We start from the raw sequence: 25,948 nt of genomic DNA on the forward strand, positions 1-25,948 counted from the left end.
GGGCCGGGTTCTCCGGCCCGGCCCGCCGAACGTCCGGGGTGCGTCGGGAGTCCGCCCGATCCGGTCCCGTGGCCCGGTTGTCAGTGGCGGGTTGCACAATGGGCCGAGCGAGGACGAGAGGGGCAGTCATGGCCGTATGGGACGACCTGGTGGGGCAGGAGCGGGTGCGCGAGCAGCTCGCGGCCGCGGCGCGGGACGCCGACGCGCTCGTCACCGCCGGGTCGACCGGTGCGGACGTGCCCGAGGGCTCGAGGATGACCCACGCCTGGCTGTTCACCGGCCCGCCGGGCTCCGGGCGGGCCACCGCGGCCCGGGCCTTCGCCGCGGCGCTGCAGTGCGTGAGCCCGGACCGGGCGCTGGGGGCGGCGCCGGGCTGCGGGTTCTGCGACGGCTGCCACACCGCGCTGACGGGGACGCACGCGGACGTGACCGTCGTGGCCACGGAAGGGCTCACCCTCGGCGTCAAGCAGACGCGTGAACTCGTCCGGGGGGCCTCGCTGTCGCCGGCGGTCGGCCGCTGGCAGGTCATCGTCGTCGAGGACGCCGACCGGTTCACCGAGCAGGCCGCCAACGCGGTCCTCAAGGCCGTCGAGGAACCCGCACCGCGCACGGTCTGGCTGCTCTGCGCGCCCTCCCTGGAGGACGTGCTTCCCACCATCCGCTCCCGCTGCCGCCACCTCACCCTGCGCACCCCGCCGGTCGACGCCGTCGCCGACATCCTCATCCGGCGCGACGGGATCGACCCGCAGCTGGCCCACGACTCCGCCCGCGCCACCCAGGGCCACATCGGGCGGGCCCGCCGGCTCGCCACCGACCCGGCGGCCCGCGACCGCCGCTCCGCCGTGCTCCGCATGCCGCTGCGCGTCGCCGACCTGGGCGGCTGCCTCAAGGCCGCCCAGGAACTCGTCGACGCGGCCGCCGCGGAGGCCAAGCAGGTCGCCGAGGAGGTCGACGAGAAGGAGACCGAGGAGCTGAGGGCCGCGATGGGCGGCGGGCCGGGCGGCCGCATGCCGCGCGGCACCGCGGGGGTGATGAAGGAGCTGGAGAAGCGGCAGAAGAGCCGCCTCACCCGCACCCAGCGCGACAGCCTCGACCTCGCGCTCACCGACCTGGCCGGCTTCTACCGCGACGTCCTGGCGCTCCAGTTCGGCTCCCAGGTGGCCATCGCCAACGTCGCCATGGGCGACGCTCTCGACCGGGTGGCCCGCGAGTCGTCCGCCGAGCAGACCCTGCGGCGCATCGAGGCGATCGGCGAGTGCCGCGACGCACTGGACCGCAACGTTGCCCCGCTGCTGGCGGTGGAGGCGATGGCGGTGGCGCTGCGGGCGGGGTGAGGGCGCCCGGCGAGGCGGCACGGCGCGCCGGTGCGGGGATGCGCGGAGCGGCCCCCGCGCGGACCGGTCACCGCACATCGTAGCCGTCGCGTTACGCTCGGTCGATGCACCTGCGCCGACCGTCCCCCCGGCCCCCGCGCCCCGCGCGTCCTCTCCGTACCGCCGGTACCGTGCTCGCCGCGGCGCTCGCGCTCCTGGCCGTCGGCTGCACGGCCGGCGGGGCGCCCGCCGGGGACGGTGGCAGCACCTCGGCCCGTACGGCGGACGCCACACCCGCCGCGCTCGCGCCGTACTACGCCCAGCGGCTGACCTGGAGCGCCTGCCGCGCCGGGGACGATGGCGGCGGGGCGGTGCCCGGGTTCGAGTGCGCCCGGCTGAAGGTGCCGCTCGACTACGCGGACCCCGGCCGCGGCGACATCCGGCTCGCGGTCTCCCGCGCGAAGGCCACCGGCCCCGGCGCGCGGACGGGTTCGCTGCTCGTCAACCCCGGCGGCCCCGGGGGCTCGGCGGTCGGCTACCTCCAGGCGTACGCGGGCCTCGGCTACCCCGCCGACGTCCGCGCCCGCTACGACATGGTCGCCGTCGACCCGCGCGGCGTCGCGGCGAGCGAGCCCGTGCGCTGCCTCGACGGCAAGGAGATGGACGCCTTCGTCCGCGTCGACCAGACCCCCGACGACCGCCGCGAGACCGACCGCCTGGTCACCGCGTTCGAGGACTTCGCGCGGGCCTGCGGCGAGCGGTCCGCGAGGATCCTGCCGCACGTCTCGACCGTCGAGTCCGCGCGTGACATGGACGTCCTGCGGGCGGCGCTCGGCGACCGGAAGCTGACCTACGTCGGCGCGTCGTACGGCACGTTCCTCGGCGCGACCTACGCCGAGCTGTTCCCCGCCCGGGTCGGGCGGCTCGTCCTGGACGGCGCGCTCGACCCGTCGATCTCCGCCGACGAGCTCGGCGCGGACCAGACGGCCGGCTTCCAGACCGCGTTCGCCGCGTTCACCGAGGACTGCGTCGCGCGCGACGACTGCCCCCTCGGCACCGGCACCCCCGGCGCGGCGAGCCGCCGGCTGGCCGCGTTCTTCTCCGCGACCGACGCGGAACCGCTGGCCACGGGCGGCCCGCGCACCCTCACCGAGTCCCTCGCCACCATCGGCGTGCTCGCCGCGATGTACGACGAGAACGCCTGGCCGTTGCTGCGCGAGGCGCTCGCCGACGCCCTCGGGGACGGCGACGGCGCGCAGCTCCTCGCCCTCGCCGACACCTACTACGAGCGCGACCCCGACGGCTCCTACGCCAACCTCATGGCCGCGAACCCCGCCGTGAACTGCCTCGACGGGCCGCCCGCGTTCGACGGTCCACAGGCTGTGGAAAAGATGCTGCCGACGTATCTGCGGGCCTCGCCCGTCTTCGGCGCGGGGCTCGCCTGGGCCTCCATGAACTGCGCCGCCTGGCCGGTGAAGCCCACCGGCACGCCCCATCCCATCGCCGCCCCCGGCGCCGCGCCGATTCTCGTCGTCGGCACCACCCGCGACCCCGCCACCCCCTACAAGTGGTCGAAGGCTCTCGCCTCCCAGCTCGACTCCGGCCGCCTGCTCACCTACGACGGCGACGGCCACACCGCGTACGGCCGCGGCAGCGCCTGTATCGACTCCGCGATCAACGCCTACCTCCTGAAGGGCACCCTCCCGCCCGTCGGCACGACCTGCCGCTGACGGGCGGGCGTCGGGCTGGCGGCGAGCGGACGTCGGGCCGGCGACGAGTGGGCGAACACCGCGTCGAGGTCGTCCGGACGGAACGATCCGCCAGTACCGTCGCTGCACACCGAGGCGCGCGAACGGGGGGCGTGATGCTGGGGGGCCTCACGGAAGTCTTCTGGGCCGTCGTCGCGACGGTCATCGCGACGGCCCTGACCGGCCTCGTGCAGGTCTACCGGCTGCGCCACCGCATCGCCTACCGCGTCCAGCTCAACGAATCCATCCGGGTGACGTCCGACGGGGACGCGTTTCGACTCCAGACGTCGGCTGACGGCGGACGACCGGCGAGTGTCGTCCTGCTCCGCATCGAGAACGTCGGCTTCCAGGAGCTCCGCAGCGACGACATCGAACGCGAGCTGTACGTCTCCTTCCCGCGCCGCACCCTGATCGCCGTCGAGGCGGCCGAGGCCTCCCGCCAGGACCTGCGCCGCACCCTGGACCGGGAGCTCGTGCGGACCGAGGGCGCCGAACTGCTCGCCCTGCCCCGGCTCTCCATGAAGCGCAAGGACCACTTCAAGCTGCTGCTCGTCCTGACCGGCCCCAGGGACGCCGACATCCGGCTCGAAGGGCACATCCTGGGCGGCCGGATCGTCGAGGGCCACGCGCGGCAGCGCCGCCGGGACGTCCTGTGGAGCTGCGCCCTCGTGCTGTCCCTGAGCGCGGGACTGCTCGGCGGCTACGGGCTGCGGGCGACGGCCGAGCCGCCGGACGGCTGCCCGACGGGTCCGGGCGGCCTCACCCTCGTCGGATCCACCGCCTTCGGACCCGCCGTCACGCGCCTCGCCGACGACTTCCGCGCCCGGTGCGGCGACACGGAGGTCACGATCGACCTCGCCGGCAGCGGCGAGGGCCTGCGCCGGCTGACCGGGCCGGACGTCGTCGCCTTCACCGACGGCCCGGCCCCCACCACCCAGCCCGGGGTGTCGGGGCGACGGGTCGCGGTGATCACCTTCCGGGTCGTCGTCAACAAAGGCACCGGCGTAAGGGACCTGACCCTCGCCCAGGTACGGGACGTGTTCGCCGGCCGCGTCACCGACTGGGGGGAGCTGGGCGGCAGGCCGGGGCGGATCCGGGTCGTCGGCCGCGACAGCTCCTCCGGGAGCCGCACCGCACTCGAACAGCGCGTCCTGCGCGCGGCCGAGGGTCCCACCACCTCCAACGACTGCGTCACCTTCCGCCGGCCCCGCCCGCCCGGCAACCTGCTGCGCTGCGAGCGCCGCACCACGTCCGACGTCCTGGCCGCGGTCGACGCCGTGCCCGGCGCGATCGGCTACGCCGACTCGGCCGCCGCGTCGTCCCTCGCGCAGGGCAAAGCGGTCGCCGTCACCCTCGCCGGTGCCGCGCCCTCCGACGCCGGCGCGCTCAAGTCCGGGGCCTACCCCTACTGGGCCGTCGAGTACGCCCACACCCGGGGCACGCCCGCGCCCGGCTCGCCCGCCGCCGCCTTCCTCGACCACCTCACCGCCCCGTCCGGCGCCGCCGCCCTCCGCGCGGCCGCCGTCTTCCCCTGCGACGCCGCCGCCCCCGGCCTCTGCGCCTGACCTGCCCGTACCCCCTCCGGCAACCGGTTCGGAACCACCCCCGCCACTGTGTAGACTGTCCCTGCTGCCGACACGCCCCGCGCGTCCGGCCGCGTGCCGCCTTAGCTCAGTTGGCCAGAGCAACGCACTCGTAATGCGTAGGTCTCGGGTTCGAATCCCGAAGGCGGCCCCGCTGAAACCCCAGGTCACATAGCCCGTGACCTGGGGTTTCTTCTGTTACTGCATACGGCGGCGACGTCGGGCGCGTGCCTCCCTGCTGCTCGGGGTCTCATTTCTGGTCTCAGTGGTGGCCCGGGGAGCGGGGAAGAACGCGTCTCCCATGCGCTGCATGGCGTCCTTCGAGAGCGTCGACCGACCCTTGACGTATCGCTTGGTTTGGCTGATCTGGGTGTGCCGCAGGATCTCCATGATGGTGACCATGTCGACCCCCAGCTCATTGAGGATCGTCCCGGCCGTGTGGCGGCTCCCGTCGTACAGGCGGCGGTCGCTGATCCCCGCCTCTTCGAGCAGCTCTTTGAACTCCTCCCAGTCGGCCCGCGGATCGATCGGCCGCCCGTCCGGCCGGGTGAACACTGCGCCGCAGTCCTCCCAACGGTCGCCGGCCGCGGCGCGCGCAGCGTCCTGCCGAACCTTGTGCTCGCGCAGGTGCGGCACGAACGGGGGCGGGATGGGAACGGGGTTCTGACTTTTTTTGGTCTTCGGCCGGGTGAAGACGAGCCCGCCGCCTTTTCGCTCGGGGCACGCGCTGGCGTGGCTGGTGCACGTCTTCGGGCACGGCTTGGGGCACCCGCGCTTGTACGCGCCATGGACCCTGCAGTTCGGCTTGCAGGCGCCGAACCGGTGCAACCGGGTGCCGCACGCATGGGGGTCCGCGCAGCCGTGCCGCCAGGTGAGCCGTTGGAGCTGCCATCGCGGGTGGAACAGCTCCGCTTCAAGGTCGACGTACGACCAGCGCAATCCCAGGCACTCGCCCTGGCGGAAGCCCATGCCGACACCGACGATCCACCGCATGAACGTGGGGCGCTTCGCGGCGGCCCGCAGGAACGCTTTGGCCTCTTCCTGAGTGAACGGGTTCGCTTCCGTCTCGTCCACGGACGGCGGGTCGACCAGCGTCGCCACGTTCTCGACAATCATCCGGCGGCGGTGAGCGATCTTCAGTGCACGCGACAGGATGCGGTGCACCTTGAGGACGTGGGAGGGGGCGTGCCCCTCCCGAAGCATGGCCGCGTACATCGCTTCCAAGTGCTCGGGCTGGAGCTTGTTGAGCCGGTGGCCGCCGACGCCGGGGATGATGTCGTTGCGGGTCTTCGACCAGTAGTCGTCGAGGGACCGGGGCTTGAGCTTGAGGCTCGCGATTGTGGTGAGGTAGGTGGACATCCACTCGGCCACGGTGGGGACGCGGCCGGCCTTCGGTGCCCGTCCCTCGTCCCGCAGCTTCTCCAACTCTTTGACCTTGCGGCGCACTTCGGTCTTGGTGCGGGCGCGGCGGTGACGCCGGTCCGGACTGCCGTCGTTCTTGACGCCCATGGTGACGCGACCGTGCCACCATCCGTCACTGCCCAGGTAGATGGACGACTCCATGTTGGCCTTGCGGGTGCTCATGCGCTCCTCCATGGCAGCGGCGGCCCGGGATCGTGGTCCGGGGCCGCCGCTGGTGGGTCGGGGGTCAGTGGCTGTGCGTCTCAAGACTGTTCACGTACGCCTCAAGGTCGCTGCGGCGGATGCGCCGCGAGCGGCCCTGCTTGACGTACGCGATGACGCCGGCCGCCATGAGTTCGTAGATGGTGGACCGCCCGTAGCGGAGCACCACGGCGGCTTCCTTGGGCGTGTAGAGCAGTTGGTCGACGGGCGCGAGTGCGGTGCTCATGGCTGCCTCCGGGCGGGCGTCGGGGGACTTCTGTCCGAGGTGAGGATTTCTGCGTCACAGCGTCATCTGCGACATGCAGAGCTATGACCTGCGGTTTTGGTTGACGCAGGGTGCAGGGTGTGCGTCACGCGTGCGGCACGGTCTGCGTCACGGCGTGACGCAGATGACGCAGGATGACGCAGGCGGGTCCGTCTGCGTCACGGCCGTCCGCGCAGGTCAGGGGCTGCTTTCTGTAGCCCGTGACGCAGGTGACGCAGCGTCTTCCTACTTAGGAAAGAGGAAGGGGCGTCTGTAGGGGGCGGGTGCTGCTTCGAGCGTGAAGAAGGGGCCGCTTCGGCGCGTCCTTTGGGCGGCGCGGTGCGCCGAAGGGCAAGAGGAGCACCCGCGCGCGTGGCGGGTGGTGCTCCTCTTGCTTGTTCGGGTGCGGTGCGGTCAGAACGCCGCACCCTGTCGGTTCGGGGGCGGTGCAGCCTGGCGGGTCATGTCGAGGTGTCGGCCCGCGCGGGTGCGTCCGGAGTCGATGAGCACGCCCCGGGCGGCGAGGGTGGGTTGGAGGCGCTTGAGCCGGTCGGAGAGCACCTTTCCGGTGGTCGGCCACCCCTTCGGCAGGGGGCGAAATCCCTCGCCGCTGTAGAGACCGGTCAGGAGGTGCAGCCACTCGGTCGACGTCATCCGCTGAGCCGCGCCCGGGGTGAGGGTGTCGGCGTGACGGAGGACGGTCTGTGCCAACAGGTCGCCCTCAATGACGTCGTCGTTCAGGTCGTCCAGGCTGGCCCGGTAGGCGGCGAGCGCGCCCAGCCCGGTGGCGACGTCGAGCTGTGCGCACAGGTGCGCGAAGTCGGCCATGCGCAGGTCGGTCGGGGTTTCCGCCGTGGCGGCCCGGGCCTTGACGGTGAGGTCGAGGAGGGAGCCGAGCACGGTCGGCAGGACGCCGGCGTACTCTGCCCACAGTTCCGCTTCGGTGCGCCGGACCCGGGGCCGCTCCAACCGCAACGGCAGCAGCCGTTCGGCGAGGTCGGGGCGGATGACGCCGACGTCGATCCCGGTGAGGAGGAGGGGGCGGCGGTAGCCGACGCGGAAGACGTCCCCGTCGGTGAACAGCGCCCGCTTGACGTTCTCCGCTCCGGTCACGATGCAGCACATGGCGTCGGACAGGTCCGGCGTCATGTGGGACAGGTTGTCCAGCGCGGTGACCCACCCCGCGGCAACGGCGGCGATCAGGTTCTCTTCGTCCTTCGGCGCCCGGCGCAGGTCGCCGCTCATGCCCTCCACGATCCGGATCAGCATCCGCCCGCCGGTGGACTTCCCCGCGCCCTGCGGGCCGGTGAGGAACGGGGCCGGGACCGGCACCGACGGGGCGAGGCAGCCGATGAGCCATGCGATGGCGAGGCACTCGGTTTCGGCGGTGGCGAAGTTGCAGAGCTGCATGAGGGCGTCGATGCCCTTGCCGTCGGTGTCCCGCAGGGGCACCGGGAGTTCCCCGGTGAGCTGGGTGCGCCGCCAGGACACCTCCCGCGGGTCCGGGACGGTGATCTCCCACCCGCCGGGGTGGATGCGCACGGACCGCCCGTCGTCGCGCCCCAGGTCCAGCCACGTCGCCCCGTCCGAACCCGGGGCGACGCGGATGTGGACCGGCTGCACGTCCTCGCTGAGCGCGAGCGCCTCGATGAGGTCAAGGGCTTCCTTGATGGCGGACCCGTTGAATACCCCGAACCCGTCGCGGAACAGCCCGACCATGAGTTCCTGCCGGTGGCTGCCCGTGCTGCCCTGCGACCGGATGGGCCGGGCGACGGGGTGACCCTGGCGCTGTGCGTAGACGGTGCCGTCGGGGGTGCGGAAGTACCGGAAGTGCCCTTGCGCGTAGTCGGTAATGATCTCGCGGGCTGGTGTCTTCTCGTCCTCGGACACGGTCACACTCCCAGCGTCGTGCGGGCGTTGTTCCAGGCGTCGGTGCAGTGCCGCACGCTCTCGCCCTTGGCCTGGGCGGCGGCGAACAGGCGGCCGACGTGGGCGTCGGTGAGGCACCCGCACCGGCCGTGCGTGGCCAGCACCGCGAGGAACGCCCCGTACACGGCCGCGTGCACGCCGGACTCCGCGGCGGTGATCTGTTCCACCGCCATGGCGATGCCCCGGGCGAGGTAGGTCGGGGTGCGGTGCGGGCACGCCCCGCCGCCGGCGGGGACGGACGCCGACATCGGCCGGACAGTCCGGGGGTGCCGGGTGACCAAGGCGCGCACGGCGTCGGGCAGCGGTGTCCGGGGCCCGGTGCCGGGGCCGAAGCCGAGCCACCGGGCGTAGGACATGGTCGACTTGATGTCGACGCCGGGCCGCACGTTGTTCGCGGACTGCATCGCCCCGAAGTAGATCCAGTGCTCGCCGCGGGTGGTCGGCACGGTCTGGGTTGCGGGCAGGTACTCGCGCGCCCACGCCACCGCGTCCGCGTTGTCGAGGTCGACGACGGTGAGCCCCGCTCCGCCGGGGTGGTAGGCCACGGCCGCCGCCCGCGCCCAAGCCCGGCGCCACGGCGGCGACAGCAGGATCTCGGGGTCTGTGGTCGCCGCGGCCCACGCGTGGCACGGTGCCGTGCAGGCGCAGGGGCCGGGGGTCTTCATGTTCGGCCGGCCCCCGCACGCGTTCCCCGCGCAAGCCGGGCAGTTCGGGAACGGCACCTTTCCCACCCGCAGGGGCAGGACGGGGATGCCGCCGTTGGCCAGGCTGCCGGCGACGGACAACAGCTCACGGATCGGCTCTCGCCGGATGGGGGTGGGTTGGGTCATGCTGGTGTCTCCAGTTCTGTGCTGGATGGCAAGGGCGGCCCGGCTTTGGTGAGACGGGGCCGCCCTTGGTGTTGGCGGGGGTGGTTCAGGCGGCGCGGCGGCCGGTCTGGATGCGGCCGTCGGGGGTGCGGTGCAGAGCCCCCGACGCGGTGAGTGCCTTGATCTCGCGGGAGACGGTGCCCTTGTTGAGCCCGGTCGCGTCGGCCACGTCCTTCGCGGTCCGCGCCCCGTTGTCGACGGCGTGCAGCACCTTGTCCCGGTTGGACACCGCCCCGGACGCCACCGGGTCGGGCTTGACCAGGTGCAGCGGCGCGGGCGACGGGCCCGAACCCGTGGCGGGTGCCGGGGTCCAGATGGACTTGGGCAGGGAGCGGACGCCGGCGTCGTCGAGGGTCCAGGTGCGGAGCATCCGGGGCCCGTAGCCCTTGAGGTAGCCGTGCCCGCGGTACTCGCGCCCGTCGGGGATCTGGTGGGGGGCGTAGTGCGCGCAGTCGTCGAGGGCGACCTGTGCCTGTGTCGTGCCGGCGACCCGCAGGGAGAAGCGGGTGAGGAGGTTCGGCGCGATCAGCTTGTGGACGCCCGGGGCGGACCCGTCGGTGAGGGGGTACTGGGTGGCCCACCACAGGACGACGCCGCGGGAGCGGCCGAGCGAGGACAGCTCGATGAGGCGTTGCAGCCGGTCCTTGTCCCGGGCGATGACCGCGAGGACGACCTGTCCCTCGTCGACCGGGACGGTGAGTTGCGGGCCGTCCCAGACGCTGATGCCGCGCCGCTTCATGTCGTGCTTGCGGCGGGTCATCTCCGCGTGCGCGTCGTCGATCGCGGTCGCGATCTCGTCTCGCTCCACGGCGACGCGGCAGACGGCTTCCCAGATGTTGGCCTCTTCGCCCTTGCCGTCGATCAGCAGCACGTCGCCGCGCAGGTGGGCGGTGGCCATGAGCGGGCGGAACGACCACGACTTGCCGGTGCCGGACGCCCCCGACACCAACAGCCGCTCGTCGAACGGGACCAGCACCTCATCCCCGGTCTCCGTGTCGAGACCCAGGCTCATCACGGACGGGTCGGCGGGGATGCGGTCCGGGGTCCACAGCGACGAGACGTGAGCGGCGGCGGACCGGGTGGCCAGGGTGAGCATCGCCCACCCGCCCCGCGACGCGGACGTGATCCGGATGCGCAGGGCGGTCCGGGCGCCGAGGAGCGCGCGGATGGAGTCGGCCTTGTCCGCGAGGGACTTCACGGTCCACGTACCGTCCAACCTGATCTCGCACCGGATGCCGCCCGGCTCGATCGCCGGGGGCGTGGTGACGGTGCCGGTCAGGCCCCGGTCGGGGGCGTGCTGCACCCAGTACGACGGGTCCAGCCGCTCCATGAGCTGCCGCTCCTCCAGGGACAGGGACTCGTCGACCGGCACCCGCAGGGTGCGTCGGCCCAGCGCGAGACCGACGACGTTCGCGCCGATGAGGAGCGCGGACGTGGTCGCCGGCCACAGCGTGAGTTCCTGCGCGGACATCAGGGCGGACGCGACCGCCCCGGGGACGGCGTGGGCCGTGTGGGTCTGGACGGCGCGGGTCTTCAGGGTGGTCGGGTAGTTGACCCGGGCCTCGCGGAGCTTGGACCGGGTGTCGCGCTCGTGCCGGGTGGCCGCCTTCGCGGCGACGCGGGCGGCCCGGCGGCCGGCCGCGAAGGGGTTGCTGTTCGCGGCCCGCGCGGTGAGCTTCTGCGACTTGGCGGTGGAGAGGGTGGCGCGGGCGGCGTTGTGCTCCTTCTGCGCGGCCATGAGCGTCTTCAGGTGCTCGGGGGTGCGGAGCTTGTTCCGTCGGTCGGCCTCCATGTCCCAGCGCGCGGCGAACGGCGCGCACAGCGGGGACAGGGAGTCCAGGGCCGACGTGGTGGTGTTGGTGGTGGTCGTCCATGCTTGCTTCCAGTCCACAGGAGTCCTCCAAGACAGTGGATGAGGGCCGGTGCGCCGTTGCGTGGCGACACCGGCCCGCCCTAGTTGCACGGGCCTGTGCTCCCGGTTGCGTCGAGGGCACGGGTTGAGCCCCCGCAACCGCAGGTGACCTGCGAAGTTGCGGAGTTGAGCCGTGAGGAGGGTGGGGGCCCTACGCGCGCCCGCGCGTAGGGGGCCGGAAAACGGGGCCGTGCAACCCCCTCACGGGGCCCTGTACGGCCCCCCGGACACCCGGGGGTCGCGGACCCTTGCAAGGGGGGTCGGAGCGCTCAGCGGGTCGCGTACGGCTGCGGGGTCAACGGCGCTTGCCGCGGCGGGACTTGGCGGTCTTGGTGTCGGTGGCGGCGACCGTCTTCACGACGGTGACCACACCCCAGCCGAGAACGAGGGCGAGGAACGCGAGCATGGCCAGGTTCGCGGCGATCGCGGTGAGGACGCCGACGAGGAGGGGGCCGAAGTACACCCCGGCGGCCACCGCCCCGGCCCCGACGCCGGAGCCGAGCGCGACGCGCTGGACGGTGCGGTCCGGGGGCGCGTGGTGGATGTGCTGGTGGACGACCTGCGGACCACCGCCGTAGGGGGCGGGGGTGGGCTGGTCGGCGTAGACGTAGGTGCCGTCCGGGAGCCGGACGACCTGAGCGCGTTCGGGCAGGGATTCCACGGGTCCACTCCTTCTCATCAGGGCTGTTCAGGCGGCGTTCAGGGCGTCCGGCATCCCCGTGGGGAGCGCGGTAGCGAGCAGGTGGTGGAGTGCGGCGGTGGCTTGTTGGGGGACGACGCCATTGCCGAGTGCCTTGAGCTGTGCGGTGCGGGACAGGCCGGGGACGGCGGTGACGTGGCCCTGGGGGAGGCCCATGAGCCACTCGACGAGGAGCGGGTTCAGCCGTCCCAGAGCGTCAGTTGGCCCGGGAGCGGGGCGTCCGACGACGCCTTGCCACCGCTCGACGGCCGGGGCGTAGCGGCCCCAGACCGGTTCGGTCCCTGCTTCGCCCTGCCGGTCCTGGTCGTGTTCGGGAGTTCGCAGACCTCCGCGGCCAGGGAGAGGCCGTGCGTTCCGGCCTGCTGCGAGGGGGTGCGTTTGGTCTGCCGGTTCTCGTTCGCCGACGCCCTTGGGGTCGGCAGGAGCGGCAGCACCACTTCCGAGAGCGGGGGCCGGAATCCCTCGCTCGCGCGGCGCCCCGCCGTGCCGGTGTCCGACGCCCGCGGTGTCGGGAGCAGGTGGCCGGCGAACACCAGGTCCGTCAGCGTCGGCGCGGTGCTGCGCGGGTTGGCGGCCGTGCTCTGCCGGGCTCCCTTGGAGTCCCCGACCAGGGGCGTCGGGAGCAGCGAGGAGACGGCCGTGGGGAGCTGCCCTCTCTGTCCGCCCCCGCGCCAGTCCCTCGCGGCCGGTGTCGGTAGGCCAGGCGAGGACGAACAGGCGCTTGCGCTGGTGGGCGGCGCCGACGTCGGACGCGCGAAGAGTGCACCAGCGTGCATCGAACCCGAGGGCGGCAAGGTCACACAGGACGGAGTCGAATCCGAGAGAAAGGTGCCCTGCGACGTTCTCAAAGACCGCGAGGCGGGGTCGTAGAACGCGAAGGGCACGGGCGATGTGGGGCCAGATGTGCCGCTCATCGGCGGTTCCTTTCCGCTTGCCCGCGGAGCTGAAGGGCTGGCAGGGGTAGCCCCCGCACAGCACGTCCACGGGCTCGACGTCGTGCCAGTCGACGGCCGTGATGTCCCCCAGGTTCGGCACCTGGGGGAGGTGGTGGGCGAGGATGCGGGCGGCGCCGGGGTCGTTGTCCGCCACCCAGGCCGGGGTGCCGCCGAACACGGCTTCCACGGCCATGTCCAGGCCCCGGTATCCGGAGCACAGCGACCCGACCCGCAGACCCCCGCTCACACCGCCACCGCACCGGACGTGACGTCGCCGGCGGCGGCCCGCTCGGCGCGCAGCGCGTCCCGCAGCGTCCGGCCGTTCGCGGACGACGTCCGCACCGCCTTGCGGATCGCCTCAGCGGTGAGTGCCACGTCCGGCCACGCCGTCGTCGCCTCCCGCGCTTCGGCCAGGAGCTGATCCGGCGTGCGGGTCGGTCGGGGTGTGCGGGCGGTCTGCGGGACCCGACCGGTCGCCGCACGCGGCCGACGGCGGTCCGCCGCCACCGCCCCGACCGGCACCGGGCGGACCGGGTCGACCGCCGGGACGTCGGGAACAGCCACGACGGCCGACTTCTCGAACACGGGAGCGATTGCCGGAGGGGTCGACTCCCGCAGGTCAGGGGTAGACCGATCCGTCCCGCTTTCCACCGTTTCCGCAACCAGGTCGGGGGCGGCGGGTCGGTGGTGCAGCACCTTCGCAACGAGGTCCGACCCGAAGTAGATCGACCCGACCGGGAGCGACGTGGCGAGCAGGACGAGCGCCCAGTTCGCGGGGTCCCAGTCGGCCAACCGACCCCAGTCGAGCGGGGCCGCGTGCAGCTCCGGGACGAGCCCGTGCACGTAGTTCAGGACGAGGGAGGCGACCGTGTAGGTCGCCAGGACCCGCAGGGCGTACCGCCGGTCGGACCCGGCCAGGACGAGGGTCGCGATCAGGGCGAGCGCCATGAGCCCGTCGACCACGACCGGGTAGAGGACCGCCCCGGCGGGGTCGGCCCCGGTCGCGGTGGCGACGTCCCGGAGCGCGTTCCACGAGACCCGGAACGCCATGCCGACCACACCGACCAGCGCGGCGACGAGCAGGATCTTCCCGGTGCGGTTCACGCCGCACCCCCGTTCACGCCGGCAGACCGGCGGTTGGCGAGCGCCCGGCGCGCGGCCAGGACCCGGTTGCGGGCCCGGCGGATGCGCCGCGCGTCCAGCTCCGTGGGGGTGCGGTCCATGGCGATGATCTGCGCGTCCAACAGGTCGACGTCCGCCAGGATCACGGGCATCTCGTGCTCGATCGCGTCCAGTTCCGCCGGCGTCGGCTCCATCCATGGAGCGAAGGCGGTAACAGCGTCCTGAACAGTAACGATGTGCTGCATGGGTCAGGTTCCTTCCGTGAGGAACGGCCCGAAGCGGCCCCGGTGGTAGGACACCGGGGCCGCACGCCGTAGAGCGATGAGTCCGGCTCCCCTCAGCCCCGCCCGTACGACCCCGCAGGGCCGGACGGGCAGGGGAGGCAACCGGCCGCCGCACCGTGTGCGGCGGAAGACCCCGAACCGCGAGAGCGCCATTCGTTCGGCGCTCCACCCCGGCGGGTCAGGAGGACGCGGGGGGCGTTGCTATCGGACCGGTCACGTCCGGCAGCGCCCGCAGTAATAAGGCGTTCACCTGCAACTCCTCTCTCGGTTCACGGACAAGGGACACGCACTGCAAGGGGGACCACGTCCCCACACGCCGGCCGTTGCTCGCGGTCGCCGGGCCACCTCGCCAGTCGGGCACAAGCCCTGTCCCCTGGCCTTCAGCGGGATTGCAGCGTCCCCGCCTTGTGCGTCATTGCGTGTGCTGAGCCTTCGGACGCTCGCCTCCGAGCGCCTTGGAACCGGGCGGCCTCCGCGGGCTGACGACCGAGGAGGCTCAGCGACCTAGGTCACTTGCCGTTGGGAGAAAAGCTACCTAGGTCACTTGGGGGGCGTCAAGAGGTCGCGTGACCCCAGTCGGAACGACCTAGGTCAAGTACGCTTTCTGGGTGGACTCACAGCCGAAGATGAAGCCCAACGCACGCGAGATCGCGGCCAAGCTCCGGGACGAGATCGCCGCGGGAACGTTCGGTCCTGGGGATCGACTCCCCGGCGGTCGCGCCTATGCGAAGAAGCTCGGTGTATCCCTGATGACCGTGCAGAACGCCTACGCCCAACTTCAGACGGAGGGTCTTGTGAAGGGCGTCACGGGAAGCGGCACGTACGTTCGTGATGCCGCCCCGGGCGAGGAAGCCCCTCGGGACTCGGCCAAGCGCGTCACGGACTTGCAAGCCGAAGTCGCTCGGGTCTCCACTGAGCTGGCCGACCTTGCGGAACGCGTCAAGCAACTTGAGTCCGCGGTCGGTTCGCCCGGAGGAAAACCGGGTTCGTAGCGTCTCGCGCAGTGTGCTCTTGGTCATGGCTTAAGCCTGGCCCGATAAGCGCTCAGCCGGTATGCACTCCGACCGCCACGGCACCGAATTAAACCGAACTATTGGCTTGGGGAGGGGTGTTGTCGCTGGACGCCGGGCTGCAAGACTGGCCGCATGGCCGAACTCAACGGAAACCCCGTCACCCTTGACGACCTCCAGGGCCTCGCCCTCACCAACTACGGTCACTTCACATCCATGCGGATGGAAGACGGCGCCGTCCGGGGCCTGTCCCTCCACCTTGACCGCCTCGTCCGAGACTGCCGCATCGTGTTCGGTGTCGAGCTCGACCGTGCCCGGACCCTCGGCTACATCCGCAAGGCGGCCGATGGCGTGACTGGGGTGGCAGGTCTCCGAGTGACCGTTTTCGACCCTGCGCTCGACATGGGCCGGCCGGCGGACGGTAGGGACCCGCACATCCTGGTGAACCTGCGGCCGGCAGGTGCCATGCCGCCCCCGCCTCTCACTGCGAAAACGTTCACCTTCACCCGGGACAACGCAGAGGTGAAGCACATCGGCCTTCACCCTCAACTTCGGCTCCGTCGAGACGCGCAGGTCGCAGGATTCGACGACGCCGTGTTCATCGAACGCGACGGACGGGTGTCCGAGGGCGGTACGTGGAACCTGGGATTCGTGGACCAAGAGGGCACGGTCATCTGGCCGGAGGCCCCCGTTCTGCCCGGCACCACGATGCTTCTCCTTCAGTCGCTCGATGCGCCGAAGCAGATCACTGCCCCGGTGCGGCTCTCCGATATCCCGAACATGGCCGCCGCATTCGCCACCAACGTGACGATCGGAGTGCGCGCCGTAAGCGCGATCGACGACGTGCAGTTCCCCCAGGACTCCCCCGTACTCGCTGCGTTGCGTGACGCATACGTCAGCATCCCTGGCGAGCGTCTGTAGACGCATGCCGCCGCCCTTCGCCAGGGGCGGCGGCTCAACCCGAGGTAGCCCATGCCACTCGTAACGAAATGGACCGGACGCGAGGTCAAGGCCTTACGCGAGGCTGCACGCATGAGCCTCATGGAGTTCGCCGAAAAACTTGGCGTATCCGACCGCATCGTCTCTCGATGGGAAGCGGACAGCGAAAAGGCCGCTATCCGCATGGTCAACCAAGCCGCCTTAGACACGTTGCTTGCGAAAGCCGACCGCGACGCGCAAGGCCGCTTCATCGGCATCCTTGCCGCGGATGACGTTCCCCTGCACCCCGTGATTGAACCGGGCGAGGACGAGACCAGCAGCGGTGAGTACGTGAAGCATCCCGGTGACGGAAAGCTCATGGCGCATGTCCCGGACGGAATCTTCCTGGCCGGGGCCGAAGACGAACCCGTGTGGGTGGATGAGTTCCACATAGACACGTTTCCAACAACGAACGCCGACTTCGCGCGCTTCTGCGCGGCGACTCGCCGCCGGCCGCCGGAGCACTGGGAAAACGGCCGGTGTCCTCGCGAGTTGTACGACCACCCCGTCGTTCACGTCACCTGGCGAGACGCAGCCGCTTACGCGGAGTGGGCCGGGAAGTCTCTGCCGACCGCGGAACAGTGGGAAAAGGCTGCTCGCGGGACCACCGGCCGCACCTTCCCGTGGGGGAATCAGAAAACGGCGGCCAAGTGCAACGTCCGAGAGACCGGCGTCGAGCGCACGACGTCCGTATCCCGGTATCACTCCGGAGTCTCGCCCTACGGCGTGTACGACATGGTCGGCAACGTCTGGGAGTGGCTGGCCACGCCGACCACGCCGGGCCGATACGAACTCCGGGGGAGCGCGTTTACGAGTCCGCTGTTCCGCGGTGTCCCCGCTGTCCCGAACGACGCGAGCGACATGATGCACGACGACGACACGGGGTTCCGGTGCGTTGCGGCACCGGCGCAGTTTCCCGGTCGGCCCGCATGAGCACTGAGCGGCCGACGGTGCCGCGGTCTCAATTGCGGTCTCAGACGTCGGCGATTCCGTCAACGTCCCGGGTCGTCCGGGGGAGTCTCTGAACGGCGTCGACCCGCCGGGGGAGGCGCATTCTCGGAAACCCGTGGACGCGTGCGGAAGTAAGATCGAAAACTCGTAATGCGTAGGTCTCGGGTTCGAATCCCGAAGGCGGCTCTATTGTGAACCCCAGGTCAAGCCTTTGACCTGGGGTTTCTTGATGTTATTGACCTTGGAAGCTGGGTCAATCGGGCCCTGTCTGTCTGTGCATCGTAATGCGTAGGTCGAAAGTTCGTTTCTGTGACGAGATCGACGAACCAAGGCTCTGAACTGGTCTTTTGCCTGCATGTAGAGGAGAGGTCAGGCTGGCGCAACGGGTCCCGGTGGACAACCGGTGGACAGACGTGCGTGAAACTCCGTCAGAGGCTTTCGTCACTCCCTGGCCAAGGGGTGAAAATTCACCGGTCTCCGAGGGGGCCGCGGGCGGCGTCGGGACTGTTTGGTTCTGACATGAAGCGATGGCGAGGAGGTTAGATCAGATCACGGACGCGCGTATGCGCGGAGGTCGTTGAGGATGCGCACCGGCGATGCCGAGTGCATGGCCAGCCGGGCGTCGAGCGCTGTCTCCCACTGCTAAGTCAGCCCGATCATGAGGCGCTTGCCCATGCCAAGGGTGACAGGGGCGTAGCCGGTCCTGCCCGTCCTCGTCTGCTCGGTCGACCAGTTGCGCAGTGACGCAGCCGTAGTGCTGGGACCCGCCCGGAATACCGGCCCCGGCGAGGCGATACCGCTGCCGGTCAGCAACTCGTACGCGCCGTGGATCCGCACGGAACGGTCGGACGGATCCGGGCGGGTGATCTTCGCGTCCTCCGCCGAGGCAACCAAGCGGCGTACGTGTTGTTCCTCGCGAAGCTGGCGGACAGCCCTCCACAGAGATCACCTACGTTAGACGAGACCCGTTCGGTAGGATGCTCCGAACGGGGGGATTTCGGCTGGCGTGGGACGAGTTGCAGCACACTCACCACGCGAAGCCCGAGAAGTCCTGCCGCATGCCGCTCCCTGGAGCACACAGGCGAACCGACCGCACAGGACTGACCGGATACACCGGGTACGGAGCGTGAAGATGGACTTCGACGTCGCCGCTCCCGACCCTGCTGGCATGGTGGCGTCGCTCAGTTCGCTCGGTTACTCGCTTCCCGCTGCCGTCGCAGACCTTGTGGACAACAGTGTCTCGGCTGAGGCCCGGAACATCGACGTCGACTTCACATGGGACGGACAGAGTTCCTGGATCGCTGTGACGGACGACGGCAGGGGGATGACGGAGCCCGAGCTTGTGACCGCCATGACGGTGGCGGCCCGCGGTCCGTCAGCCGAGCGGAGTGCCACGGATCTCGGCCGTTTCGGTGTGGGGCTGAAGTCCGCCTCGTTCTCCCAGTGCCGCAAGCTCACCGTCGCCACGGTCAGGGACGGAAGTTGGCACGTCCGGACGTGGGATCTCGGCGTCGTGGAGCACTACAAGGAGTGGCGGCTCCTCCGTGACCCCGGCGATACGACCACCACCCTGCTGCGTCGGATCGCGGGAAGCATGCAGCACGGGACCGTCGTCCTGTGGGAGCAGCTCTCCGGCTACCACAACACCGCCGTGACCAATGACGACGAAAAGACGCAGGCCCAGTTCTACGCAGAGGCGGAGCGTACCGAAGCCCACCTTGCGATGGTCTTCGCTCGTTTCCTGCAGCGTCCGGCCGGGTGCCGGATCCGGGTACGTGGCTCCGACCTCTCCCCGTGGGACCCGTTTCTGTCCAAGCACCCGTCGGTCCAGCGGATCCCCTGGGAGCCTCTACCGCTGGGATCGGAGTCGGTGCGCGTGGAGCCCTTCGTCCTCCCGACGGCACAGCGGCTCTCGCAAGCCGAATACGAGTCGGCTGCCGGGCAGAAGGGATGGCTGGGGCAGCAGGGGTTCTATGTCTACCGCCGTGACCGCCTGATCCTGGCAGGTGACTGGCTCGGGATCCGCGGCCTCCGGCGCGAGGAGAAGTACAACCTCGCACGGATCGCTGTGGACATCCCTGCGGAGGCCGACACCGACTGGGGCGTGGACGTGCGCAAAGCGAGCGTCGTTCCACCCGTCTCCTTGCGGCGTCACCTGGAGAGGATCGCCAGGTACACGCGCGAGGCGGCCTCCCGCTCCGCACGACAGCGTGGTCAAGTCGTGTCGCGGGCGCACGGTGACCCTCTGAAGTTCGCCTGGAACGTGAAACGCAACGACGGCCGGATCGTTCTGCGCATCAACAGAAAACACCCCTTGGTGAAAGCAGCGATGGACGACCAGGGCGGCACCCCGGACGTCGTCCGCTCGATGATCCGCCTCCTTGAGGAAACGGTCCCGGTCACGGCGCTCCGCATGCTCCACGAGACAGACACGGTCGACGACCCCGAACCCTTCGGCGGTCCGGGGCCGGCCGCTCCGGAGACCGTCGAGATCGCCCGCCAGGTGTACGAAGCACTCCTTGAGCAGGGCCGCTCGCCTGAGGACGCCCGGGCAGTACTCAGCTCCATGTCCCCCTTCGACGAGCAACAAGGTTTCTGGAACTCCTGACACCTGGTAGTCCCCACGCCCAACCGACCCGGCCGCAGGAGGTCGCTGTGAGCACCACCCCCGAAGACAGTCTCGAGAAGGCCGAGCAGACCGCGGTGCTGCTCCTGCCCGGTGACCGCCAGGCAACGCCGGCCGAGGTGGACTTCGCCGTGAACACCGCGGTCAGCATCCTCGCTGCCCAAGGGATCACAGTGGAGCGGGACCAAGTGCGGAAAGTGCTCGAGGCCCGGGCCTCCGTGTTCCAGGCCGATTCCTCCGCGATGAAGGACGACGACGGGCATGTACCTTGGCTCGCCGATGCGAAGGCCGACCGGAAGTGGGACTTCTGGGACCGCTACCGGCGCTACCTCCTGACCGTCTCCAAACTCCCGACGCAGGTCGTACGCCGACTCGACCAGAGCACCGACGACGTCCTCGGTGAGCTGGAAGACCCTCAGCGGGAAGGCGTCTGGCGCCGGACCGGGCTCGTGATCGGACAGGTCCAGTCCGGCAAGACGGGGCAGTTCATCGGGCTCGCCGCGAAGGCGGCTGACGCCGGCTACCGGCTCATCGTGGTATTCGCCGGGATCCACAACGACCTGCGGAGCCAGACGCAGCTCCGTATCGACGAGGGGCTCCTCGGGTTCGACACCCAGTACCAGTTCCGCTCGGACGACGACGCGCATCGTCATATCGGTGTTGGCGCGATGTCGCACGGCAAGCGTCTGAAGGCCGCGTCGCTCACCACCAGTCACGAGAAGGGGGACTTCGCCCGCAAGACGGCGGTCTCCGCGAACGTGCCGGTGGGCAGCGTTCCGGTGGTCCTCGTGGTCAAGAAGAACCGGCGGATCATCGACAACCTGCGGGACTGGGTGATCGACAACCACGGCGTGGAGGACCCGGAGACCGGCCGGATGGTCGTTCCCGACCTCCCCTTGTTCGTGATCGACGACGAAGCCGACAACGCCGGGGTGAACACCTCCAAGGACCCCGACACCAACCCGTCGGCGATCAACAAGGCCATCAGGCGGTTGGTCAACAGCTTCACGAAGGCGTCCTACGTCGGCTACACCGCGACCCCCTTCGCGAACATCTACATCAGCCCCGACACGGACCACGACGAGCTGGGCCCCGACCTCTTTCCGGAGAGTTTCATCCGCACCCTGCGGGCGCCGTCCAACTACCTCGGTCCCGAGCGGGTCTTCGGTCTGCAGACCGACGGCGACGAGGAGGACATCGAGCCGCTGCCGCTCATAAGGCACATCAAGGACACGGACCTCTGGGTGCCGGACAAGCACAAGTCCTACCACCAGGTTCCCGACTTCCTGCCGGAGTCGCTGCAGCGAGCCATTCGGTCCTTCGTCCTGACCTGCGCGGCACGTCGAGCACGGGGGCAGGTCGCCGTGCACAACTCCATGCTGGTGCACGTGACCCGCTTCACCGCCGTACAGCAGCAAGTCCGCGACCAGATCGACGCCCATGTGCGTCTGCTTTTCGACGTTCTACAGGACCGGTTCAGCAGTGCCCGGCAAGAACTTGAGGAAGAGCTGCGGGAGCTCTGGGATGGGGACTTCGTCCCCTGCACCGAGGACATGACCGGGGGCAGGCTCGACTGGGATGACGTCGAACCGCATCTCCACGCAGCCCTTGCGAAGATCACCGTCATGGCTGTCAACGGTGCCGCGAAGGACGCTCTCCAGTATTACGAGCGCCGGGAGACCGGCCTGTCGGTCATCGCCGTGGGCGGCGAGAAACTCTCCCGCGGTCTGACCCTCGAAGGGCTGTCGGTCAGCTACTACCTGCGTGCCTCCAAGACGTACGACACCCTGCTGCAGATGGGTCGCTGGTTCGGCTACCGTCCCCACTACGAGGACCTGTGCCGGCTGTACACGACGCGTACGCTGCAGCGCCAGTACGCGGAGATCACCGCGGCCACCGACGAACTCCGGCGCGACGTCGAGGAGATGTCCGCAGTGGGACTCACCCCACGCGAGTACGGTCTCAAGGTCAGGACCTCGTCGCTCGGCCTCGGCATCACGGCCTCCAACAAGATGAGACAGGGCACACGTGTCCGCCTCAGTTACTCCGGTGAGCTTCCCGAGACGACCATCTTTGACCTTTCCGAGAAGGTGGTCCGCCACAACCACGATCTGCTCGACACGTTCGTCGCGCGGCTCGATGCGCTCTCTGCCGGGAAGGTAGACGAGCGGAGCGGGAGCATTACCTGGAGTGGCGTCGCAGCCTCGGACGTCACCGAGGGATTCCTCGACTCCTACCTCACCGACCGGCAGGCCCAGCGGGTGCGGCCGGCCTTCATCGCGGAGTACGTACGCCAGTGTGCCAAGCAGGGTGAGTTGGGCAACTGGACGATCCGCCTGGCCAGCCGACTGCCCGAGGGAGCGGCGGCCGAGATCGCAGGCCATTCCGTCGGCCTCATCACGCGCAGCCACTCCAAGTCCTCGGACGTTGTTCCCGGCCGCTACACGATCAAGCGCGTACTCAGCCCCGCCGACGAACTCTGCGACCTGACCGACGAACAGAAGGAGCGCGCGCTGAAGGACACGAAGGAGGCCGCGAGGGGCAAGCTCAACAGGAAGGGCGAGCCCCTCGACCCCGACACTCCCCGCGGTCGGCCCCTGCGTAACCAGCGCCGCTCTGACCAGCCTTTGCTTCTGCTGTATCCCCTCAGCCCTGCCGAGGTGGCCAATTCGTCGGGGAACCCCGAGCCGGTCGCCCCTTTGGTCGGGTTCGCCATCAGCTTTCCGTTCTCCAGCCACCAGTTGAAGACCGAGTACGTGGTGAACGACATCTGGTTCAAGCAGGACATGGAGTTCGACGACTTCGAGGACGAAGAGTGATCGACGAGAGTGTGTGGCAGGAGCTGGAGGCCCACCAGCAGACTCCGGGCAGGTCCACCCGGCGGCTCCACCCCGACTCCCTGCACGACATCCAGGTGTCGGTGACGCACCCTGCCCTCCGGCGGATGCTGCTGCTAGGCACCGACGCTAGGACCGCCGACACCGTCCGTCAGGAGATCCACGAACTGCCGGCCACCCGTGGCCTGCAGCTGAACCTGTCGTCAGTGTCCGGCAACCACTACGAGCTCCAAGTGGTGCTCACCGACGACGAACTCACCGAGGTCTTCACCCCGCTCGTCACCGACATCGCAGAAGTGGTTCGGGACGCACCGACAACCGAGACGGCGGCGGAGGCCGCGGTTCGCCGTTACGTCCGGTGGCAGCAGCTGCTGCGCTCCGTATCGCGCGACGGCCTGTCCCGACAGGCCCGGTGCGGTCTCTTCGGCGAACTCCACTTCCTCCTTGAGTACGTACTTCCGGCTGTGGACCAGCACACGGCCGTCAGCTCTTGGACGGGCCCTCAGCAGACGAACCAGGACTTCCAGCTGCCCGGCGCCGCGGTCGAGGTGAAGACGACCACAGCCCGCTCTCCCCGGACGGTCCAGATCGCGAGTGAGCGGCAGCTGGACACGGCCGACTCGACGCCCCTCGCACTGGCTCATGTCGTCCTCGACGACCGGCAAAGTGGGCTCGGCAGGAGTCTGAACGCCTTGGTGGACGAGATACGGGCCCGTCTGACCTCACCGTCCGCCGCCCAGCGCTTCGAGAGTCTGCTGGTCCAAGCCGGCTATCTGCCGAATCAGCGGGACCTCTACGACCACGATCGTTACACCCTGCGTCGCAGCGAGTTCTGGACGGTCGGGGAGGGTTTCCCCCGCATCATCGAGGCCGAACTGCCGCCTGGGGTGGGCAACTGCACCTACACCATCGACGTGTCGGCACTGACCGCCCACAGCGTGACCGCCGAGACACTCGTCGACCTGATCCGAGGAACCCATGGCTGAGCACGACCTCCACGACTACTCACGCGCGCTGGTGACCGACATCCAGGCGCTGGCGGACGCCGAGGGCGGCTCGATCCCGAACACGTTCACCCAGCACGTACTCGAGATCCTCGAGGAGGCCGGGGTGGTCACCGACGCTGCGCTCGCCTACCACTCCTCCCGGGGGCTGGAGATCTACGGCTACGGTCTGCCCGAAGACGGGTCCAGCCTCGATCTCTACACCACCGACTTCAACCTGACCCCGATGAGCAGCAAGCTGACCAAGGCCGAGTCCGACAGGCTCTTCCGCAGGCTGTTCGCGTTCCTGGGCAAGCACGCGGCCATCCGCCCCAACCAGGAGGACAACACCGACGTGCACGACATGTGCGTCGGTGTGGAGAAGGCACTGTCGAACGTTCCGAAGATCCGCCTCTTTCTCCTGAGCAACCGGGTCAGCACGACGAGTGCCCCGGGACCCGGGGAGTTCGAGGGGATCCCTGTCACACACGAGCTCTGGGACCTTGCGCGGCTCCACAGGCACGAGACCTCCGGGAGCATCGGCGAGCCCATCAAGGTGACCTTCGAGCGTCCTCTTCCGTGCCTGGCAGCGCACAGCGACGAGCCGAACTACTCGGTCGTCCTGGCCGTCATCCCCGGCCGGCAGCTTGCCGAACTGTACAAGGAGCACCGGACCCGGCTGCTCGAACTCAACGTCCGGTCCTTCCTCCAGACCCGTGGTGGCGTGAACAAGGGCATCCGCGAGACCCTGCTGAAGGATCCGAGCCGCTTCCTCGCCTACAACAACGGCGTGACCGCCACCGCCTCGGACGTGGACTTCGAGACCGACGAGCACGGCAGTCCCGTCGCCATCAGGAGTATGACCGGCCTCCAGATCGTCAACGGCGGCCAGACCACCGCCTCGCTGCACCACGTCCTGACTCATGACAAGCGGAACCTGGACGGGGTCCACGTGCAGATGAAACTCACGATCGTCGACCCCGCTTACCTGTCCGAGATCGTTCCGAGGATCTCCCAGTACTCCAACACCCAGAACAAGGTGACGTTGGTCGACTTCAGCTCGAACCACGAGTTCCACGTCGCCTTCGAGCGTGTCTCCCGCAGCCTGTGGGCTCCTGCGACCGACGGCAGCGGTCAGGAGACGCGGTGGTTCTACGAGCGGGCGCGGGGTCAGTACACCGACAAGTCCGCCGAGCACGAGACCCGCGCCGCCCAGCGCAAGTTCAAGCTGATCACGCCGAGCCGGCAGAGATTCAGCAAGGCCGACCTAGCCACCTTCGTGCACTCCTGGGAGCAGCTCCCGTACTGGGTGAGTCGCGGTGCCCAGAAGAACTTTGCCCACTTCATGGAGCGGATCGAGAAGTCCGATCCCGTTGTGGACGTGCAGTACTGCAAGCGCGCCATAGCCACCGCCATCCTCTTCCAGGCTGCCGACCGGATCGCCCGTGCGCACTCTGCCGGCAGCCACAAACGACTGATCACGACCTACACGGTCGCCCGGCTCTCGCTCGCCGCCGAGAAGCGGATCGACCTCGACAGGATCTGGAACGAGCAGGGCACCACGGACGCCTTGGAGGACGCCCTCGACGAGCTCTGTCCCTTGATCATGGAGACGGTGATCTCCGGCGATCGGCACGTGTCGGAGTGGGCGAAGAAGCCCGACTGCTGGGACGAGGTTTCCCGCATCCCGTGGACGCTCCCCGATGCGCTGACCGCCGAACTCACGGCCGAGCCCTTCGAGATCGCCTCCCCCGAGAGCACCGAGTCCGACGAGGCCGAAGCCGCCGTCGAGGACATCCCCAGCGAGGAGTGGCAGGCTCTCGCGGACTGGGCCCGCGAAGGCCGACTCCTGCGCGCCCTGGACAGGCAGCTCGCCGACCGTGTCGCGCAGCGGCTCTCTCAGGGGCGACGGGTGACCGGGGCCCAGGCCAGGCAGGCGATGGAGGTCTATGAAGAGGCCCTGCGGCATGGATTCCACCCCGTGTCCGTCGGCCTCGACGACGAGACCGCGTGAGGGCGGCAGTCCCGGGCGGTCGTGGCTGCCGCTACAGGGTTCCCTCCCCCAACAGGTCGTTGATCGCGTCGTCTGCACGCCTCAGCACGATGCGCCCGTCCCCGTCGCTGAACACGAGCAGCCTGGTACCCGGGCTGATGCCTGCTTCGGCGAGGATCCCGAGCGGGATCTCCACACGGCCAGCCTCGTCGATGTCGAGTTCTGCGGGTTCTCGGATCACCTAGGTCAGTCTGCCACCCGGAGCACGCCCACGGCATGACCGCCCAAGGTGGAAGCATGGCCTCGTG

General features: G+C 69.9%; 20 protein-coding genes, 1 tRNA gene and 1 pseudogene. 11 read left to right on the forward strand and 11 right to left on the reverse strand.

Features of this window, described 5'->3' with window-relative positions; all coding sequences use genetic code 11:
• Positions 1–128 precede the first annotated feature (128 nt).
• From ACFWEG_RS05810 to ACFWEG_RS05825, 4 genes are all read left to right on the forward strand, one after another.
• Positions 129–1,334, forward strand: coding sequence for a DNA polymerase III subunit delta' (locus ACFWEG_RS05810; RefSeq protein WP_387209611.1), 1,206 nt, complete (start codon positions 129–131; stop codon positions 1,332–1,334).
• 104 nt (positions 1,335–1,438) lie between these two features.
• On the forward strand, positions 1,439–3,043 hold the full coding sequence (locus tag ACFWEG_RS05815; protein ID WP_387209613.1) for an alpha/beta hydrolase: 1,605 nt from the start codon (positions 1,439–1,441) through the stop codon (positions 3,041–3,043).
• A gap of 134 nt (positions 3,044–3,177) precedes the next feature.
• Positions 3,178–4,626, forward strand: coding sequence for a substrate-binding domain-containing protein (locus ACFWEG_RS05820; RefSeq protein ID WP_387209615.1), 1,449 nt, complete (start codon positions 3,178–3,180; stop codon positions 4,624–4,626).
• A 95-nt stretch (positions 4,627–4,721) separates the two neighbouring features.
• Positions 4,722–4,795 (forward strand) — tRNA-Thr (locus tag ACFWEG_RS05825).
• 47 nt (positions 4,796–4,842) lie between these two features.
• Here the strand turns inward: ACFWEG_RS05825 and ACFWEG_RS05830 are convergent.
• From ACFWEG_RS05830 to ACFWEG_RS05875, 10 genes and pseudogenes are all read right to left on the reverse strand, one after another.
• Positions 4,843–6,228, reverse strand: coding sequence for a tyrosine-type recombinase/integrase (locus tag ACFWEG_RS05830; RefSeq protein WP_387209617.1), 1,386 nt, complete (start codon positions 6,226–6,228; stop codon positions 4,843–4,845).
• Between the two features lie 64 nt (positions 6,229–6,292).
• Positions 6,293–6,493, reverse strand: coding sequence for a helix-turn-helix domain-containing protein (locus tag ACFWEG_RS05835; protein ID WP_387209619.1), 201 nt, complete (start codon positions 6,491–6,493; stop codon positions 6,293–6,295).
• Positions 6,494–6,925: 432 nt separating this feature from the next.
• Positions 6,926–8,401, reverse strand: a complete 1,476-nt coding sequence (locus ACFWEG_RS05840) for an ATP-binding protein (protein ID WP_387209695.1) — start codon at positions 8,399–8,401, stop codon at positions 6,926–6,928.
• Between the two features lie 2 nt (positions 8,402–8,403).
• Positions 8,404–9,270 carry a DNA primase gene (locus ACFWEG_RS05845; RefSeq protein ID WP_387209621.1) on the reverse strand — a complete coding sequence of 289 codons (867 nt, stop codon included), beginning with the start codon at positions 9,268–9,270 and terminating at the stop codon, positions 8,404–8,406.
• Between the two features lie 85 nt (positions 9,271–9,355).
• Positions 9,356–11,200: an ATP-binding protein gene (locus tag ACFWEG_RS05850; RefSeq protein WP_387209623.1), complete on the reverse strand. Its 1,845-nt coding sequence runs from the start codon at positions 11,198–11,200 to the stop codon at positions 9,356–9,358.
• A gap of 316 nt (positions 11,201–11,516) precedes the next feature.
• Positions 11,517–11,882, reverse strand: a complete 366-nt coding sequence (locus ACFWEG_RS05855) for a DUF6251 family protein (protein WP_387209625.1) — start codon at positions 11,880–11,882, stop codon at positions 11,517–11,519.
• Positions 11,883–11,909: 27 nt separating this feature from the next.
• Positions 11,910–12,077 (reverse strand): hypothetical protein, encoded by a 168-nt coding sequence (locus ACFWEG_RS05860; protein WP_387209697.1) that lies wholly within the window; start codon positions 12,075–12,077, stop codon positions 11,910–11,912.
• 591 nt (positions 12,078–12,668) lie between these two features.
• A pseudogene (locus tag ACFWEG_RS05865) lies at positions 12,669–13,049 on the reverse strand (DNA cytosine methyltransferase); the annotation flags it as partial.
• A gap of 50 nt (positions 13,050–13,099) precedes the next feature.
• Positions 13,100–13,960 carry a DUF2637 domain-containing protein gene (locus ACFWEG_RS05870; protein WP_387209627.1) on the reverse strand — a complete coding sequence of 287 codons (861 nt, stop codon included), beginning with the start codon at positions 13,958–13,960 and terminating at the stop codon, positions 13,100–13,102.
• Entirely contained in the window at positions 13,957–14,223 is a 267-nt protein-coding gene (locus ACFWEG_RS05875) for a DUF6284 family protein (protein ID WP_387209629.1), read from the reverse strand. The genes ACFWEG_RS05870 and ACFWEG_RS05875 overlap by 4 nt, the downstream gene beginning before the upstream one ends.
• 647 nt (positions 14,224–14,870) lie before the next feature.
• On the opposite strand from ACFWEG_RS05875, the gene ACFWEG_RS05880 reads away from it, so the two are divergent.
• The 7 genes from ACFWEG_RS05880 to ACFWEG_RS05910 all read left to right on the forward strand — a co-directional run bounded on the left by ACFWEG_RS05880 (position 14,871) and on the right by ACFWEG_RS05910 (position 25,661).
• Entirely contained in the window at positions 14,871–15,254 is a 384-nt protein-coding gene (locus ACFWEG_RS05880; RefSeq protein ID WP_387209631.1) for a GntR family transcriptional regulator, read from the forward strand.
• A 153-nt stretch (positions 15,255–15,407) separates the two neighbouring features.
• Complete coding sequence (locus tag ACFWEG_RS05885) at positions 15,408–16,193, forward strand: aminotransferase class IV family protein (protein WP_387209633.1); 786 nt, start codon at positions 15,408–15,410, stop codon at positions 16,191–16,193.
• 51 nt (positions 16,194–16,244) lie between these two features.
• Positions 16,245–17,183 carry an SUMF1/EgtB/PvdO family nonheme iron enzyme gene (locus tag ACFWEG_RS05890; protein ID WP_387209635.1) on the forward strand — a complete coding sequence of 313 codons (939 nt, stop codon included), beginning with the start codon at positions 16,245–16,247 and terminating at the stop codon, positions 17,181–17,183.
• A 1,150-nt stretch (positions 17,184–18,333) separates the two neighbouring features.
• On the forward strand, positions 18,334–19,809 hold the full coding sequence (locus ACFWEG_RS05895) for an ATP-binding protein (RefSeq protein ID WP_387209637.1): 1,476 nt from the start codon (positions 18,334–18,336) through the stop codon (positions 19,807–19,809).
• Positions 19,810–19,856: 47 nt separating this feature from the next.
• Positions 19,857–22,646 carry a Z1 domain-containing protein gene (locus tag ACFWEG_RS05900; protein ID WP_387209639.1) on the forward strand — a complete coding sequence of 930 codons (2,790 nt, stop codon included), beginning with the start codon at positions 19,857–19,859 and terminating at the stop codon, positions 22,644–22,646.
• Complete coding sequence (locus ACFWEG_RS05905) at positions 22,643–23,650, forward strand: PD-(D/E)XK motif protein (protein ID WP_387209641.1); 1,008 nt, start codon at positions 22,643–22,645, stop codon at positions 23,648–23,650. The genes ACFWEG_RS05900 and ACFWEG_RS05905 overlap by 4 nt, the downstream gene beginning before the upstream one ends.
• A complete protein-coding gene (locus tag ACFWEG_RS05910; RefSeq protein ID WP_387209643.1) occupies positions 23,643–25,661 on the forward strand; it encodes an AIPR family protein in 2,019 nt (672 codons plus the stop codon). Before ACFWEG_RS05905 ends, ACFWEG_RS05910 begins: the two co-directional genes overlap by 8 nt.
• Before the next feature lie 31 nt (positions 25,662–25,692).
• On the opposite strand, the gene ACFWEG_RS05915 is transcribed toward ACFWEG_RS05910, so the two are convergent.
• Positions 25,693–25,881 carry an AbrB/MazE/SpoVT family DNA-binding domain-containing protein gene (locus ACFWEG_RS05915; protein ID WP_378886481.1) on the reverse strand — a complete coding sequence of 63 codons (189 nt, stop codon included), beginning with the start codon at positions 25,879–25,881 and terminating at the stop codon, positions 25,693–25,695.
• Positions 25,882–25,948 lie beyond the last annotated feature (67 nt).

This window comes from Streptomyces sp. NPDC060194, assembly GCF_042728285.1.
Classification (GTDB): domain Bacteria; phylum Actinomycetota; class Actinomycetes; order Streptomycetales; family Streptomycetaceae; genus Streptomyces.

Coding starts and splice junctions, on each gene's coding strand:
- ACFWEG_RS05810 (WP_387209611.1), top strand. CDS start 129: ATGGCCGTATGGGACGACCTGGTGGGGCAGGAGCGGGTGCGCGAGCAG.
- ACFWEG_RS05815 (WP_387209613.1), top strand. CDS start 1,439: ATGCACCTGCGCCGACCGTCCCCCCGGCCCCCGCGCCCCGCGCGTCCT.
- ACFWEG_RS05820 (WP_387209615.1), top strand. CDS start 3,178: ATGCTGGGGGGCCTCACGGAAGTCTTCTGGGCCGTCGTCGCGACGGTC.
- ACFWEG_RS05830 (WP_387209617.1), bottom strand. CDS start 6,228: ATGAGCACCCGCAAGGCCAACATGGAGTCGTCCATCTACCTGGGCAGT.
- ACFWEG_RS05835 (WP_387209619.1), bottom strand. CDS start 6,493: ATGAGCACCGCACTCGCGCCCGTCGACCAACTGCTCTACACGCCCAAG.
- ACFWEG_RS05845 (WP_387209621.1), bottom strand. CDS start 9,270: ATGACCCAACCCACCCCCATCCGGCGAGAGCCGATCCGTGAGCTGTTG.
- ACFWEG_RS05860 (WP_387209697.1), bottom strand. CDS start 12,077: ATGGGCCTCCCCCAGGGCCACGTCACCGCCGTCCCCGGCCTGTCCCGC.
- ACFWEG_RS05875 (WP_387209629.1), bottom strand. CDS start 14,223: ATGCAGCACATCGTTACTGTTCAGGACGCTGTTACCGCCTTCGCTCCA.
- ACFWEG_RS05885 (WP_387209633.1), top strand. CDS start 15,408: ATGGCCGAACTCAACGGAAACCCCGTCACCCTTGACGACCTCCAGGGC.
- ACFWEG_RS05890 (WP_387209635.1), top strand. CDS start 16,245: ATGCCACTCGTAACGAAATGGACCGGACGCGAGGTCAAGGCCTTACGC.
- ACFWEG_RS05895 (WP_387209637.1), top strand. CDS start 18,334: ATGGACTTCGACGTCGCCGCTCCCGACCCTGCTGGCATGGTGGCGTCG.
- ACFWEG_RS05910 (WP_387209643.1), top strand. CDS start 23,643: ATGGCTGAGCACGACCTCCACGACTACTCACGCGCGCTGGTGACCGAC.